This is a genomic window from Microcoleus sp. M2_D5 (assembly GCF_036701935.1).
Taxonomy (GTDB): domain Bacteria; phylum Cyanobacteriota; class Cyanobacteriia; order Cyanobacteriales; family Microcoleaceae; genus Microcoleus.
The window spans coordinates 43,518-60,130 of record NZ_JAUBRP010000014.1; the positions used below are offsets into that span (position 1 = coordinate 43,518).

Sequence of the window (16,613 nt, forward strand, 5' to 3'; positions counted from 1 at the left end):
TGAATTTTCTTGTGGGGTGTCTCGCCCGCCCAAGAACAGGCAAGATGCCTGTTCCACAAAAAATGAATTTTCTTGTGAGGTGTCCCGCAAGAACAGGCAAAATGCCTGTTCCACAAATAATGAATTTTCTTGTGGGGTGTCTCGCCCCCCCGCTTTTTTACTCCGACAGTCCGACAGGGGTTAAAAACCCCTGTCTCATAGCTAAAGTCCTCTAAAAGAGAACTAAAATAGATAGATATTGAGCTCGTATTTCCAGTCGGTTTTAACCGACTTTAGCTTTGAGGCAGGGGTTTCAACCCCTGCCGGACTGCCGGATTACCCGACTGTCGAACTGCCGGAATCGGTAAAAACCGCGTTAATACAACTATAAAATTATGTGTGGACGATACACTTTAACTACTTCAGCTCAAATCATCGCCGAATTCTTCAAACTGTCCCAAGTTCCCGATATCAAACCGCGATACAATATCGCCCCTACTCAATCAGTTGCCACAGTAACAGTTGAACCAGAAAAAATGCAGCGAGAGTTTCAATTTATGCGCTGGGGTTTGATTCCAAGTTGGGCAAAAGACATGAAAATAGGCAGCAAGATGATCAATGCGCGATCGGAAACTGTAGCCGAAAAACCTGCTTTTCGCAGCGCCATCAAGCACAGGCGATGTTTGATAGTCGCTGACGGTTTCTACGAATGGCAGCAGCAGGGAAAGAACAAACAGCCTTACTATTTTCAAAAGGCAGACGGCGAACCTTTTGCTTTTGCCGGTTTGTGGGAAAATTGGGAATCTCCAGAACAAGAAAACATTGTATCTTGCACTATAATTACTACCGCTGCTAACGAAACAGTGCAGCCGCTGCACGATCGAATGCCGGTGATTATCCCCGACAGCGATTGGGAACAGTGGCTCGATCCTTCTGTTAAAAATGCTCGGGAAGTTTTGCCCTTGTTAAAGCCCTATGCTTCCGAAGCCATGAAAGCAAAGGCGGTAAGTGCGATCGTCAACAGTCCAAGTAGAGACAGTCCCGAATGTATTAGCGATCGGCAATAAATCATGGGAGCGGACAAAACCGAGATAGTTTGAGTTATGATGTAAAATGATGTTTGAGCTCTAGCTTTGGTTTTCTAACGATCAGTTTAACTCAATTGTTATTTGCTCAAACATTTTTTTAATCTTAACATCAGTTAGAAGACAAAAAATATGATAGGATACGTTACATTGGGTACCAACGATCTTGAACGTGCAGCAAAGTTTTATGATGCTTTGCTTGCTGAAATTGGCGCTCGACGATTCATGGAATTCGACGGATTTATCGCATGGAGCGTTTCTCCAGATCGACCAGCACTTGCTATTACAAAACCCTTTGATGGTAACACAGCAACTGTTGGCAATGGAGTAATGATAGCTCTTCAAGTTGACAGTCCAGAAAAAGTTAACTTAGTTTATAACAAAGCGATCGCACTTGGGGCTAAGGATGAAGGGGCAGCAGGACCAAGAGGCGTGTTGCCGGGGTTTTATGCCGGATATTTTCGGGATCTTGATGGGAATAAGCTGAACGTGTTTTGTATGACTGGGACAAACACTTAAGATTTTTATTTTTCGTGAGGTTCGCCGAAAAAAAGCTATTTCCGGTCGTTAGCTATTAGTTATCAATCCCTAAAGAAGAGTTGATAACTAATAACTAATCGCTAATGACTAATAACTAAATTAACTCTCGTACATCCGCGCTTCAGCAGCTTCGGGATTTTCCTCGCAATACTCGTCAAAAGCCGTTTTTTCAAGCTTCATCGATCGCTGGTGAGAAGCCTCAGCTTGCATTTCCTCTACAATATCCCAGGCTACCGCGCACTCTCTAGAAGTAGCGCCTTTTTCGGCACAGATAGTTCTGGCATCCGCGATCGCCTGTTCGATTTCTTCGTCAAATAAAATACTCTTCGGCTTCTCAAGAAAATCGCTTTTTGTCAATATATCCGTGACCGAAATAATGCCCACTAGCTCGTCCTTAATCACCGGCGCCCGACGGATGCGGGTATTCGCGAACAACCTAGCCACATATTCCACGCCCAAGTCAGGATTGACCGTAATGCAAGGTTTGGTCATAATCTCGAAGACGCGAACTTTTTTCGGGTCTACTCCGTAGGCTGCTACTTTATAGACAATATCCGTTTCCGTGACAATGCCGTAGGCGTCTTGTTCGTGGCGGCGTTCCACAATCAACGCGCGCAAACACAAATCGTTCATCATCGTCACCGCTTCAGCTACCGTTGCTGAACCGCGAATGGTAACAACATCTGTGGTCATAATATCTTGGGCTTTCATCATCATTTTTATTGCTTCCCGCTGATAAAGTCTACTGCTTCCCGATTTGGGGCTGTCCATTTGATTTGCGATCGTCATTAGGACTAACCCTCAGAAACCCGGTTTCTACCAAAATTTTGGGTTTAGTAACGATAAATCCGGTCTAGCAACCAGGTTTCTGAGAAATCGTGCGATCGCAAACTAATCATAAAACCTTTAACGGCATTCGGAATGACAAGTTGCCTGAAACAGCCCCTGGCTGCCCCGGAACCTCTGGAGTCCGCGATTTAGCGCTCAGACGGGGCTAGCGTGCGATCGTCCAAGCAAGAGTGAAGTATGGGGGCGATCGATCCTTGAGCTTGTTGGACTCAGATTTTCCAGCCCCAGTCTCAAAGAAGCAAAAGTTAACACAAACTAAGCAACTGCTTGCGCTCGCACAGATCCCCGCCTCTGATAAACTTGATGGCTGGGAGTGCAAAAGAGCACAAGGCACGCATCAGCAGTTGGGAGGATCTAGTTCGTGGACAATGTAATCGGTTTAGAGATTATCGAAGTAGTTGAGCAGGCAGCCATCGCCTCCGCTCGCTTGATGGGCAAAGGCGAAAAAGATGAAGCCGACAGAGTGGCTGTAGAAGCCATGCGGGAGCGCATGAACAAAATTCATATGCGCGGCCGCATCGTGATCGGCGAAGGCGAACGCGATGACGCACCCATGCTTTACATCGGCGAACAAGTAGGTATTTGTACCCGCGAAGATGCCAAAGATGTCTGCAACATAGATGAATTGATCGAAATTGACATCGCTGTTGACCCCTGCGAAGGTACTAACCTGGTGGCTTACGGTCAAAACGGTTCGATGGCAGTTTTGGCAATCTCTGAAAAAGGTGGTTTGTTTGCGGCACCGGATTTCTACATGAACAAATTGGCTGCTCCTGCGGCTGCTAAGAATCATGTAGATATTCGCAAAACGCCCACTCAAAACCTCAAAATTATCTCTGATTGTCTCAGCCGCAGTATTGAAGATTTGGTGGTGGTGGTCATGGATCGCCCCCGACACAAAGATTTAATTAATGAAATTCGGCAAGCGGGTGCAAGAGTTCGGCTGATCAGCGACGGCGACGTTTCGGCAGCGATTTCTTGCGCGTTTTCTGGTTCCAACATCCACGCACTTATGGGTATTGGCGCAGCACCCGAAGGCGTGATTTCCGCAGCAGCAATGCGCTGCTTGGGCGGTCACTTCCAAGGGCAGTTAATTTACGATCCGGCTGTTGTAAAAACTGGTTTGATCGGTGAAAGCAAAGAGAGCAATATCGCCCGCCTGAAAGAGATGGGCATCACAGACCCAGACAAGATTTACAATGCTGAAGAGCTCGCATCTGGAGAAACAGTTCTGTTTGCAGCTTGCGGGATTACTCCCGGAACGCTGATGGATGGAGTTCGCTTCTTTGGCGGCGGCGCTCGCACTGAAAGTTTAGTAATTTCTTCTCAGTCGAAAACGGCTCGATTTGTGGATACAATCCATATGTTTGACCAGCCGAAATCTCTGCAATTGAATTAGTGATTAGTTAGTGGTTAACAGTTAAATGTTAACAATTAACAGTTAACGGTGAACAGTCACCAGTGATTAGCAATTAGCGATAAACTAAGAACTAATAACAGGTGACTGTTAACAACTAAGAAAGAAATAGTGACAAATCACAGATATGAATATTGCAGTCGTAGGTCTCAGCCACAAAACAGCGCCGGTAGAAGTTCGCGAAAAACTGAGCATTCCAGAACAGAAAGTTGAAGCCGCGATCGCCCAATTGCGCGGCTACCCCCACATTCAAGAGGTTGCCATCCTCAGCACTTGCAACCGCTTAGAAATCTATATTGTTACCAGCGAGTCGGAACCGGGTGTGCGAGAGGTTATTCAGTTCCTTTCCGAATGCAGTAAAGTTCCTTTACAGTCTTTGCGCCCTCACCTGTTTATTTTGCTGCACGAAGATGCGGTGATGCACTTGATGCGAGTGGCTTCTGGCCTCGACAGTTTGGTGCTCGGAGAAGGACAAATTTTGGCTCAGGTGAAACAAACTCACAAACTCGCCCAGCAGTACAAAGGTGTAGGCAGAATTTTAGAGCGCTTGTTCAAGCAAGCTCTCACAGCAGGGAAGCGAGTTCGCACGGAAACTAGCATCGGTACCGGTGCAGTTTCGATTAGTTCGGCGGCGGCAGAATTGGCTCAAATGAAGGGTCAGCATTTAGCAAGCAGCAAAATTGCAATTATCGGTGCTGGCAAAATGTCGCGGCTTTTAGTGCAGCATTTGCTCTCAAAAGGAGCTAGCCATATTTCGATCGTCAACCGCTCTGTGCGGGGCGCCCTGGAGTTGGCAGGTCAGTTTAAAGATGCACAATTGCACCTGTATCAGCTCTCGGAAATGATGCAGGTAATTGCCAGTTCAGATTTGGTTTTTACCAGTACGGCAGCTACCGATCCGCTGTTAAATAAAGCTAAATTGGAAGCGGTTTTAGACCCGAATCGCCCTTTGATGTTGGTGGATATTTCTGTGCCGCGCAACATTGACTCGGATGCAAACGAACTGGCTAATGTGCGATCGTTTAATGTGGACGACTTGAAAGCAGTGGTAGCTCAAAATCACGAAAGCCGCCGCAAAATGGCAATGGAAGCTCAGGGCTTGCTGGAACAGGAAGTAGAGGCTTTCGATCTATGGTGGCGCAGTCTGGAAACCGTTCCTACTATTAGCTGTTTGCGGGATAAGATAGAATTGATTCGGGAACAAGAGTTAGAAAAAGCTTTATCGCGTCTTGGTTCGGAATTTTCGGAGAAACATCAAGATGTGATTGAATCTTTAACAAGGGGGATTGTGAATAAGATTTTGCACGATCCGATGGTACAGTTGCGGGCTCAGCAGGATATTGAGGCCCGGCGACAAGCGATGCAAACTTTGCAAACACTGTTTAATTTGGATGTGGATGTCAATCAGCAGTACAGCTAGTTTGTCATTAGTCGTTGGTCATTAGTCATTAGTCAGTTGGCCCGAAAGCAGTTAGTCGCTGAACCGAAAGCAGGAGTCATATTATATCCGGTCAATTACCATGAATAAAAATGCCTCCAACCCTTGCGGCAAAAGCATCATGCGGGAGGGTAAATTGCTCGAACCCGATATAAGTTACAGCATATTCCATGTATATGTAGTACACACAATTTTCTAGCAAGTAAGGTGCGGATACACCCGTCAATCTGCAAGTTCTATTTAAAATGTCGCAGATCCGCACCCTACATATTAAAATCACACAACATAAATATAGCGGCTACTGTACTTCATCAACCACCGAATATGCTGTATCATGCAACCAATAAGTAATGACTAATAGGCGAATTTATAAAATAATCCTACTGATTGCGGGGCTGTGGCTGGTTTTTGAATTTGCCTCCCGGATGGCGGCAGAAATTCTCTGGTTTCAGGAAGTTGGATATCTTCAGGTTTTTCTCTTAAAGCTGAAAACTCAAGCGTTGCTGGCGACGATCGCAATTGCTGTTTCTTCTGTCTTTTTGCTCGGAAATTTGGCTTTAGCCCGCCGCCTGCAACATCCCGCAGAGGAAAGAAAATCGCCGGTTGTGGGGGCGCTATTCGCTTCACTGAGGGCGAACAACGCGGGGAAGAATAGCGAGAAGAATTACGAAATACCTGGTGCTAAATCCCAAATTACCTTTTCTTGGTTGCTGTTGGCAGTATTCGGATTGAGTTCGATCGCTACTTTGACAGTAATTCACTGCGGGCTGTTAGCTGCCAGCAGTATCGCCTATTTCGGTATAGCTGACAATTTACCTCCACCGCCCGTGCAGTTGGGAATTGAGTCCATCCAGCAAGGGGCGGTGCAGCTATTTTCTCGCTGGTGGCAGTTGGGTTTGCTGCTGGGGACAATGTTAGCTGTGGCAATTAAGCCTGATTTTTGGCTGCGGGCGATCGCCCTTTTTCTCAGTTTGGCGATCGGGCTGATTGTCGCCAGTCGCTGGACAAATGTTTTGCAATATTTTCACCCTATTAATTTTAACACGACCGACCCTCTTTTTCATCAAAATATTAGCTTTTATGTGTTTATTTTACCAGTCTTAGATTTGCTAGGATTCGGGCTGACAGTTGTATTTTTGTACAGTTTAGTATCTTGTGCTTTAACATATTTGCTGTCGGGAAATAGCCTGAGTCAAGGGATATTTTTGGGGTTTTCTCGATCGCAGCAGCGGCACTTGTACGGGTTGGGTGCAGCTTCCATGCTAGCCGCCGCATTCCGCTACTGGTTGGGGCGCTACGCATTGCTGTATTCGCGGGGAGACGTTACTTACGGGGCAAATTATGCTGACGTGACGGTGCGACTGCCCTTCTATGGATTTTTGAGTATTGTGGCCGCGACGATCGCACTTTTGATGCTGTGGCAGGTTTACCAATTCAAAATTAAAAACGAACTCCTAAAAAAAATTATTTTAGCATGGGTAACTTTAACTTTTGTGGGAGGTTTGCTGCTGCCACAAATTGTGCAGAAACTCATAGTTCAACCCAACGAACTAGCACGAGAACAGCCGTACATTGAGCGCAGCATTGCCTTTACTAAAGAAGCTTTTGACCTCAACACAATCGAAATAAAGACCTTCGATCCCGCCGGAAAACTTACTTATTCAGACTTAGAAAAAAATCAACTTACTATTAGCAACATCCGCCTGTGGGACAAGCGACCGCTGCTGCAAACGACGCGACAGTTACAGCAAATTAGACCATATTATACATTTCCTGATGCCGATATCGATCGCTACACAATCAAAAAGGAAAAAGCACAAAAGGGAGATTCGGAAAGTCAACAAGTGTTTCTGGCAGCGCGGGAATTAGATTACACAGCAGTTGCCCCCGATGCTCAAACTTGGGTGAACGAACACCTAGTTTACACTCACGGTTACGGCTTTACTCTTTCTCCCGTAAACAGAGTCGGTGTCGGCGGTTTACCAGATTATTTTGTCAAAGATATTGGAGTTGCAGCCCAGAAAGGAGAGACTGCTTTGGAAGTCACTAGCGATCGAATTCGGGCCAGTATTCCGATCGGCTACCCGCGAATTTACTACGGCGAAATCACCGATACAGACGTGATGACGCCCACAAAAGTCAAAGAATTCGACTATCCCAGCGGCGAAGAAAATGTTTACAATACTTACAGCGGTAGGGGCGGGATTGCGATCGGTTCTATATGGAGGCGCTGGCTGTTTGCTAATTATCTCAAAAATTGGCAAATGGCGCTTACCCGCAATTTTACCCCAGAAACTAAATTGCTGTACCGCCGAAATATTAATAAAAGAGTCCGGGCGATCGCTCCTTTTTTGCGCTACGATTCTGACCCGTATTTAGTTGTAGCAAACGCTAATCTTAGCAATGATGACATAGAAAAAGCCAGGGAGGACAATGGCAACAAAATTAAACCTGCACCCGCCGCTAATGATAAATCTCCCAACTATCTTTACTGGATTATCGATGCCTATACAGCAAGTCCTCGCTATCCGTATTCCGATCCGGGAAATCATGAGTTTAACTACATCCGTAACTCCGTCAAAGTAGTAATTGATGCCTACAACGGGTCTGTTGACTTCTATGTTGCCTATCCATCCGATCCGATTATTAACAGTTGGATGGCTATCTTTCCCGGACTATTCAAACCCCTTGACAAAATGCCTCCGGCTCTTCGCAAACATATCAGATATCCAGTAGATTTGCTGAGCATTCAATCAGAACGCTTGCTAACTTATCATATGGAAGACCCGCAAGTATTTTACAATCGGGAGGATTTGTGGCGAGTTCCCAATGAAATTTATGGCAGCGAACAGCAGCCCGTAGCACCCTATTATTTGATTACGAAACTGCCAACGGAAACAACAGAAGAGTTTATTTTGCTCCTCCCATTTACACCGATAAGCCGCAACAATTTAATGGCTTGGATTGCAGGGCGATCTGATGGTGGCAATTACGGAAAATTGCTGTTGTATCTGTTTCCCAAACAGCGATTAGTTTACGGCCCGGAACAAATAGAAGCTTTAATTAACCAAGATCCTGTTATTTCCGAACAAATATCTCTCTGGAATCGCCAGGGTTCAAAAGCAATTCAAGGAAACTTATTAGTAATTCCTATTGAACAATCTTTACTGTATGTGGAACCTCTTTACTTAGAAGCAGAGCGCAATAGTTTGCCAACTTTAGTCAGAGTTATTGCTGTTTACGAAAACCGCATCGTCATGGCAGAAAATCTTGAATTGGCACTCAAAGCACTTTTTCAGCAACAATCTACCAATAAACCGGCCATTATTCGACCTTTAGAAGGAACAGCACCAGCTTTAAACAATGAATGATATCAATTACAGTTGAACTCGTCATGATTGTTGACTGTTGACTGTTGACTAGGGGTCGGAAAACTGAATGGTTGAGTGTTAAGTGTTGACTCTATTTTATTATTCCGAGGCCAGCGAAAACGCTCAAGGGGTGACAAGGGGGCTGAAAATCAGCTAGAATAAGGGTTTGAGCCAACCATAACCCCAAAAAATTGGGGGTCGCTGTGACCCCCACACAAAAATATATGTTCCCTCAATTATACCAAAAAGTTTTCGAGACGCATCTAAATCCTCGCCAGTATCTAACGCTACAATTGTTGGTGTTAATGCTACAAAGCTATCGAGATGTTAGCTTATCTACTTTAGCCAACAAATTTCCACAACTGATAAAATATGAAAGTCGAGTGAGAAATCTGCAACGGTTTTTAGACTTACCTCAACTGACAGCAAAACTGTTGTGGTTTCCCATCATCAAGCAGCTCCTCAAGCAAGAGTGGAGGAGCCAACCGAGTAATCGACAACAACGAAGACGAGCCAAGAAACTCCAACTCATTCATCAAGGACATCTGTTCTTAATTGTCGATCGAACGCTGCGGGCAAGAACGAAATTTAATTGTGTTAAGTTTAGCTTGGGGTCAGCACGCGATTCCCGTTTATTGGGAAATATTACCCAAAAAAGGGAGCAGTAGTCTGCGCGAACAGAAAAAAGTTTTAACTCCAGTATTGCGGCTGTTAAAGCCTTACCCAGTTCTGGTATTAGCCGACCGCGAATTTCACAGCGTTCAACTAGCTTATTGGCTCAAGCAAAGGAATATAGACTTCGCATTGCGACAGAAAAAAGGGACTTGTATTGCCGATGATAATGCGGTTTATCGAGCGCTCAAAGACTTGGATATTAAACCAGGAACGTCTCGATTTTATGCCAATATTTCTTGTACAAAAGCCCATCACCTTGGAGACTTTAATTTGGCGGCTTACTGGAAACGGAAATATCGGGGTCGCCAGCCAAAAGAACCTTGGTATATTCTGACCAGTTTGAAGAGCTTACCTCGGACTCTCTCCGTTTATGCCGCTCGATGGGGCATCGAAACCATGTTTCGAGATTTAAAAACCGGAGGCTATAATCTGGAAAATACAAAAGTCAACGAGCGGCGGTTAATGGCGCTCGTTTTAGTCATTTCTATCGCTTATACTCTAGCCACTTTACAAGGTGCTTCTTTACCGCATCGAACTGTTGCTGAGTATATTTGTCGTCCCACTGAAACCGGACGTTCAACAGAGCGCTATAGCATTTTTTGGATGGGATTGCACGCTCCCGATTGGGGTCAATCTTTCCAGAATTGGTCGGATTTAGCTTGGAATCTAATGAATCTCAAACCCCACAAACGACTCAATTTTCAACAAGGAATTCACGCTCTATCCCTGATCCAGAGTGCTTTGTAGCCCGGTTGTCACCCCTTGAGGTGGAAGTTATTTAATTCTCATTCCTTAGAGTGAGTCAGCTTGAATATTTGTTGTTTTTCAAACTAATTTCTACTTGCTGACGCACCCTACTTTCTCCATTAAGAATCAAGTTACAGCATATTCCAGCTTCATGAAGTACAGTAGCAGCTCTATTATCTCTCTTTTGTCACTTCGGGCGAGAGTATAGCGGTATGGTGCGTCGCTCGTTGATAGTCGTAAACAATCAGAATTCTGGCGGCGACGCACCCTACTTTAATTAGAATAGGAGTAGGATAATCATCTCTACCGAAAGTGACTCAAGAGGGTTATGTGGTGTTAATCTGTAGGGTGCGTCGCTGCTTCATATTGGATAAAACTTGCCCAGAACCCGCGGGCGACGCACCAAAAAGCCGGCGATCGATTTTATGGTATGTACCACATATACATGGAATATGCTGTATTTTTCGTCCGCCCGACGCCGACTTTTGACGATTGAAGTTTTGACTGCAAAGCTAATTACCTATTCTCCTTAACCTCTCAATTGTATTGAACTTTATACATTTGAAATAAGTCGCCACTTTGCTTTTTTACTACCTTAGCGCCCGCAGCTTTAATCATTTTTTCCCAATCTTCTATTGTCTCTAAAAATACTTCGCCGGCTCGATAAGTTTCCAAAATTGCCCAATCTTCTGCTAAAGGAGCATTGGGGTTGAGGACATCAAAAACAAAATGACCGCCCGGTTTTAGTACCCGCTTTACTTCTCCCATGACAATACTCCAATAGTCTATGGGATAGTAACAGCTAAAGCCTGTAGCGAGGCATAAATCGAACTGAGCCTCTTCGTAATTTAACTGGTGAGCGGGGGCCCATTCTACGCCTTTGAACAGCTTAGAATTGAGCTGAGGGCCGCGAGCGTTTAAGGCGTCTCGCGCGGCGCTGCTGATTTCTTGACCGTAAAAATAGGCTTCCCAATCCCGCCAAGGGTAGATGAGAAAGCTGACTCCGCAGCCAATGTCTAAACAGCGCTGATTTTTTTGAGGTTTGGCAATTTTCCAGAAGGGAGAAACTGTTTTTGCTTGGAGAGTTCCTGCGACTGATTCTAGGAAAATCGGCATTGCTTCGACTTCTTCGGGTAAGGCGAAAGCTTCTCCTCGGTATTCGCGATCGAACCGGGCAGCAACCTGCGATAGTAAAACTTGCCAGCTATCTGATTTGCCTTTGGCAAACCAAGTTGGCTCGCTTGTACTTGCTGGGCGTTCGGACTTTTTAGACATTCTTGAATTACCTTTTAGAAGCTTTGAGAGCTTTTGTAAAGTTTTGGCGGTAAGGCTTATTAAAAATTAACGCGGGCCAGAGCAGGGAGAGCTTCAGGCGATTTGCAAAAGTTCGATCGAAGTTAGTGCGATCGAACCCATTCCAAAATTTCCAAATACCGCCACCGTAAGCGATCAGCAATGCCAAGCTAATTAACGTACTCATTTAAAAAACCCCTAAGCAATGGATAGGATTTTGGGTCAGCTAGTCAAAGGGCTACCCTTAATCTATCATTTATCAGACGCCAAGGCACAGCGATAGCTGCAGTAATTCCACCTTCCGAAAGAGACTGCAAAATCCCCGCTGGCCACAAACTTAAAAATAACACCCCCGAAATAGCTTTCACCGAGCAAGCAAGAAGGGACTTCTGGTAAAAGTCGATCGTTCTGAGGACTTATAAGATTGAATAAGTGAAGAATTAAAGAATGGGGAATGACTGATGAGATAAGGGTTTCGAGTACGGGTCTACAGTTGCATTATGTTTTTTAACTGGTATTACCCAACATCCCCTACAAATCCGAGATCGACCGGGGGATTGGTGCGATGCCACAAGTTCTAATTCGGTTGAAATCGGTTGCTGTTGGGGGAGGGCCTGGCCGAACGGGATTTACCAGACGTGTCACTACTCAAAGATAATTAACTAAGAACTGATAGCTCGCGGCCGACGAATTACAGCAGGCAAACTTTTTCTAGCGGACAATAGCGGTAGAGAGCTTTTTAAGCAAGGAGGATTTTATGCGTGCAGTGCTGATGGCTGGGGGATCGGGAACTAGGCTCAGACCCCTGACGTGCGATTTGCCCAAACCGATGGTGCCGATTCTGAATCGCCCGATCGCAGAACACATTATTAATTTGCTAAAAAGGCATCAGATTACGGAAATTATTGCGACGCTGCACTACCTTCCCGATGTCATGCGCGAATATTTTACTGACGGGGCAGAGTTTGGCGTTCAAATGACTTACGCTGTGGAGGAAGACCAACCGCTGGGTACGGCTGGTTGCGTCAAAAATATTGCTGAACTGCTCGATCGCACTTTTCTGGTCATCAGCGGCGACAGCATCACAGACTTCGACTTGACGGCTGCGATCGAATTTCACCGCAGCAAGCAATCCAAAGCCACGTTAATTTTAACTCGCGTTCCCAACCCGATGGAATTCGGGGTCGTGATTACCGAGGAAAATTACCGCATCAGCCGATTTTTGGAAAAGCCTTCTAGCAGCGAAATTTTCTCCGATACCGTCAATACCGGTATCTACATTTTAGAACCCGAGGTCTTGGATTACCTGCCGGTCAATCAGGAGTGCGACTTCTCGAATGACTTGTTTCCGCTGCTGCTGGAAAAAAACGAGCCGATGTACGGCTACATCGCCGAGGGTTACTGGTGCGATGTCGGCCAGCTAGATGTTTACCGGGAAGCTCAGTACGACGCGCTGCGGGGAAAGGTCAAACTGGATTTGAGCTACTACAACGAAGTTAGATCGGGACTTTGGGTAGGTCAGAATACTTTTATTGACGATAGCGCGATCGTCGAAGTACCGGCCACGATCGGCAACAATTGCCGAATTGGAGCCCGAGTTAAAATCGATGCAGGTACGGTGATCGGAGATAACGTGACAGTCGGGGCCGACGCGAACCTCAAACGTCCCATCGTCTGGAACGGAGCAATTGTCGGTGAAGACGCTCATCTTAGGGCCTGCGTGATTTGCCGGAGCACCCGCGTAGACAGGCGCGCTCACGTCCTCGAAGGTGCTGTCGTCGGTTCGATGTCCATCGTGGGAGAAGAAGCACAAGTGGGGCCAAGCGTGCGCGTCTGGCCGAGCAAAAATATTGAATCCGGCGCTCTGTTAAATCAAAATTTAATTTGGGGAGAACAAGCTAAGCGGAATTTGTTCGGTCAGCGCGGCGTTCAAGGACTGGCAAATGTGGATGTTACCCCGGAATTTGCAGTAAAATTGGGCGCGGCTTATGGCTCGACTTTGAAACCGGGGACTGCGGTATCGGTTTCTCGCGACCAGCGGAGCATTTCGCGGATGGTTTCGAGGTCTTTGATTGCAGGTTTGATGTCGGTGGGAATTAATGTGGTCAATTTGGAATCGACGGCAATTCCGATCGCGCGCACGGTTTCGTCTACGATATCAATTGCCGGCGGCATTCACGTTCGCATTTCGCCCGATCGCTCCGACCACATTTTAATTGAATTCTTCGACATCAAAGGCATCAATATTACTAAAGGAGCTGAGAAAAAAATCGAGGGGGCTTATTTTAAGGAAGATTTGCGGCGTGCTCTAATTCCCGAAATTGGAGAGATGACGTACTTTAACCAAGCTCTTGAAGTTTACAACCGCATTTTTGAGCGGCAGATGAATGTTGAGGCAATACGCTACAGCAATACTAAGGTGGTAATCGATTACGTTTACGCGGTTTCTGGAGCAATTTTGCCCCAAATGCTTGCCAAGTTCGGCTGCGATGCGGTGGTTCTCAATGCCAGTCTCAAGCAGACTTCTCTAAGCAACGGGGAACGGGAATATTTGCTCGACCAACTCGGCCGGGTGGTGAAAGCACTCAGCGCTAATTTTGGAGTGCAGGTGTCGGCCAACGGCGAACAGCTCATTTTGGTAGATGAGTCTGGGATAGCGATTCGCGGGGAAATGCTGACGGCGTTGATGGTAAATTTGATGCTGACTTCTCATCCCAAAGGTACAGTAGTAGTGCCGGTTCATGCGTCTTCTGCGGTGGAGGCGATCGCCCGACGCTATCAAAGCAAGGTAATCCGCACGAAGGCGAACCCAACTGCTTTGATGGAAGCCGCTAACAGGAACCCGAATGTGGTTTTGGGCGGCAGCGGCCTTATGGGTTTTATTTTCCCGCAGTTGCATCCCGGATTTGACGGGATGTTCTGCATTGCTAAAGTGATAGAAATGATGACGATTCAGGAGCGATCGCTCGGACAGATCAAGGCGGAACTTCCCCGCATCACCCACCGCAGTTACAGCGTCCGCTGTCCTTGGACTATCAAGGGTTCGCTAATGCGACATTTAGTAGAAACTCATTCGCCCGATCGTTTAGAATTATTAGATGGAGTGAAGATTTTTAACTACAGCGACGACAATTGGGTATTAGTTTTACCCGATGCCAGTGAACCGACCGTTCATATCTTCGCCAACAGTGAGGATCGAGATTGGGTATCTGAAACGTTGAAGGAGTACCGCGCCCTCGTTCACGATTTTGTCAGTCAAGCCGAGGCGGCGGTTCTCCAAGATAAATTTGGTAACGTGTAATCCGTAATCGGTGACAAGTAATAGCGATCGGGCGCAGTAAAATCAGTAATTACCAATTACCAATTACCAATTGGCAATTGGCAATTGGCAATTCCCCAAAGCAAGACCCACAAGTCATCGGTACACGGATAGCTATTTCTGCCTTCTGCCTTCTGCCTCCTGCCTTCTTCAACATCCAATTCCCAATTACGTACAGATAACAGATGAATAGCTGCATTTTGATGGCGGAAATAATTCAACAACCGCAACTCCGTTATACTCCTGACAATCAACTTCAAATTGCTGAGATGCTGGTGCAGTTTCCAGGCCCAAAACCTGAAGATCCGCCCGAACATTTGAAAGTGATAGGATGGGGCAATTTTGCTCAAGAAATTCACGAGAAATATCACGAGGGCGATCGCGTGATTATTGAGGGACGGCTGAGCATGAATACGATCGAAAGAGACGGGATTAAAGAAAAGCGCGCTGAACTGACAGCTCAAAGGATTTACAGTGTCGGTGCCGATGCCGTGAGTTCGGCTCCTGCTGCTAGAACCGCCCCGGAACCGGCTCAAATTCGCGACACCGCCCCGGCTAATGTGCCGAGCAATGTAGTACCTTTAGGCTCGCACAAGCGCAGTTCTAATAGCGCTCCAAGCAGCCCTAATCGCACGTCTAGTTCGGATTGGAACTCGCATCAGTCTTCAAATTCTGAGTCCGATCGCCAGTCGGGTTCGTCTAACGAACCGGAAAATCCCGATTACGATCCGATTCCATTTTAAAAATTAGGGTGCATCACTTTACAACTCGACTGTTGGATCGAAAGTGACGCACCTTAATTTAAGAGCGATTCCCTACGGGATAGCTTCGTTCGCGCGTACTTCAGGAAAAAAGAGGGCGATCCTCTTCGAGGGCTGCACTAACGAATTTGGCCCAACTAGGAGCTCTCATTGCAAATTTTACAGCTCGATCGTCACAACTTTTTTCTTGCTTTTTTCGTCGCGCAGCACGACTGTATTGTAGGGTGATGTATCTGTCCCCAGCGGAATTGGCAGCTTAAAGCTGCCGTTCTTATGCTTAAGTTCGCCTAAATCAATGCTTTTCGTTATATTGCCATCTGTTGCCAGATAAGCGGTAAGTTCGCCTTTATAATCTTCAATCAAAAAGTCTCTGAAGAAAAGGACTTCCCCTGGGCCCTCGGTATCGATCGCAAGGATGACAGTACCGCTAAACGTTGCGCCTTTTTGTTCTTCATCAACCGTCGCCATTTTAATTTCCGAGGGGTCTTGACCGGACATATCTGCCATAAATTTTTTCTCCTGAGCGAAGCGCAATAATTAACAAGAAGCTTACCTGATTCTAGGGGCGATCGCAAAACTCTTAGGACGTATTTTTGCATGGGTCTTGCTTCTCTCTAAGGTTATAGAAGCCGGCGATCGCGCATCGTACCACCAATTCTCTCAATTCTTGAATCAGTAAGCAATGAGAATTAAATAACTTCCACTCTAGAAAGTGGGATGGGCTCTTATAGCCCGTCATGAGTGGACGGGCTATAAGAGCCCATCCCACAATAACAATTAAAATTGTAAGTTATTTAATTCGCGCTCCTAAGTACAGACTGTTAAAATTATCTCTAGAATACCCCCAAGTCTCGCAAACACCGCCGCGTTAATTCGATTCGATATTTAGCATCCTTACGGTTGAGTTTTTAAGTGATTGGGTGGAGAATTAAGCCTGATGTTTTTGATAATTTAAGAGCGATCGCAGTTCAATCAATAAAGGGCGATCGCCCTGAAAAATTATTCTTTCCAGTAACGGGTCAAAATCCGCATTACTTCACTGGAGATCGGGGACGGTAAAGGCGGGCTCCATTCCCCAACTTCGGCAAAACCTAAAACGTGCAGCAGATTGATGATGCTTTCGACTCCTTTGGGAATCC

The 16,613-nt window shown here is 46.0% G+C and carries 11 protein-coding genes and 1 pseudogene; 8 read left to right on the top strand and 4 right to left on the bottom strand.

Annotated features, from left to right (window positions below):
• Nucleotides 1-374 precede the first annotated feature (374 nt).
• Together QUA50_RS08405 and QUA50_RS08410 are read left to right on the top strand one after the other, a co-directional pair.
• A complete protein-coding gene (locus tag QUA50_RS08405; protein ID WP_333265780.1) occupies nt 375-1,046 on the top strand; it encodes an SOS response-associated peptidase in 672 nt (223 codons plus the stop codon).
• Nucleotides 1,047-1,196: 150 nt separating this feature from the next.
• Entirely contained in the window at nt 1,197-1,583 is a 387-nt protein-coding gene (locus QUA50_RS08410) for a VOC family protein (protein WP_333265778.1), read from the top strand.
• Nucleotides 1,584-1,703: 120 nt separating this feature from the next.
• On the opposite strand, the gene QUA50_RS08415 is transcribed toward QUA50_RS08410, so the two are convergent.
• Nucleotides 1,704-2,321: a CP12 domain-containing protein gene (locus QUA50_RS08415; RefSeq protein WP_333265859.1), complete on the bottom strand. Its 618-nt coding sequence runs from the start codon at nt 2,319-2,321 to the stop codon at nt 1,704-1,706.
• 493 nt (nt 2,322-2,814) lie between these two features.
• Between QUA50_RS08415 and glpX the strand changes: the two genes are divergently transcribed.
• The 4 genes and pseudogenes from glpX to QUA50_RS08435 all read left to right on the top strand — a co-directional run bounded on the left by glpX (nt 2,815) and on the right by QUA50_RS08435 (nt 10,101).
• On the top strand, nt 2,815-3,852 hold the full coding sequence (gene glpX / locus QUA50_RS08420; protein WP_333265776.1) for a class II fructose-bisphosphatase: 1,038 nt from the start codon (nt 2,815-2,817) through the stop codon (nt 3,850-3,852).
• A 145-nt stretch (nt 3,853-3,997) separates the two neighbouring features.
• Complete coding sequence (locus QUA50_RS08425) at nt 3,998-5,290, top strand: glutamyl-tRNA reductase (protein ID WP_333265774.1); 1,293 nt, start codon at nt 3,998-4,000, stop codon at nt 5,288-5,290.
• A gap of 368 nt (nt 5,291-5,658) precedes the next feature.
• Nucleotides 5,659-8,679 (top strand): UPF0182 family protein, encoded by a 3,021-nt coding sequence (locus QUA50_RS08430; RefSeq protein WP_333265772.1) that lies wholly within the window; start codon nt 5,659-5,661, stop codon nt 8,677-8,679.
• Nucleotides 8,680-8,903: 224 nt separating this feature from the next.
• Nucleotides 8,904-10,101, top strand: a pseudogene (locus QUA50_RS08435) (IS4 family transposase).
• Between the two features lie 537 nt (nt 10,102-10,638).
• On the opposite strand, the gene QUA50_RS08440 reads toward QUA50_RS08435, so the two are convergent.
• Nucleotides 10,639-11,376 carry a class I SAM-dependent methyltransferase gene (locus tag QUA50_RS08440; RefSeq protein ID WP_333265767.1) on the bottom strand — a complete coding sequence of 246 codons (738 nt, stop codon included), beginning with the start codon at nt 11,374-11,376 and terminating at the stop codon, nt 10,639-10,641.
• A 7-nt stretch (nt 11,377-11,383) separates the two neighbouring features.
• A complete protein-coding gene (locus QUA50_RS08445) occupies nt 11,384-11,581 on the bottom strand; it encodes a hypothetical protein (RefSeq protein WP_333265765.1) in 198 nt (65 codons plus the stop codon).
• A 570-nt stretch (nt 11,582-12,151) separates the two neighbouring features.
• Between QUA50_RS08445 and QUA50_RS08450 the strand changes: the two genes are divergently transcribed.
• Together QUA50_RS08450 and QUA50_RS08455 are read left to right on the top strand one after the other, a co-directional pair.
• Complete coding sequence (locus QUA50_RS08450) at nt 12,152-14,695, top strand: mannose-1-phosphate guanyltransferase (protein WP_333265763.1); 2,544 nt, start codon at nt 12,152-12,154, stop codon at nt 14,693-14,695.
• A gap of 203 nt (nt 14,696-14,898) precedes the next feature.
• Entirely contained in the window at nt 14,899-15,456 is a 558-nt protein-coding gene (locus QUA50_RS08455; protein ID WP_333265761.1) for a single-stranded DNA-binding protein, read from the top strand.
• Nucleotides 15,457-15,633: 177 nt separating this feature from the next.
• Here the strand turns inward: QUA50_RS08455 and QUA50_RS08460 are convergent, their stop codons facing one another.
• On the bottom strand, nt 15,634-15,981 hold the full coding sequence (locus QUA50_RS08460; RefSeq protein ID WP_333265759.1) for a hypothetical protein: 348 nt from the start codon (nt 15,979-15,981) through the stop codon (nt 15,634-15,636).
• Nucleotides 15,982-16,613: the final 632 nt, after the last annotated feature.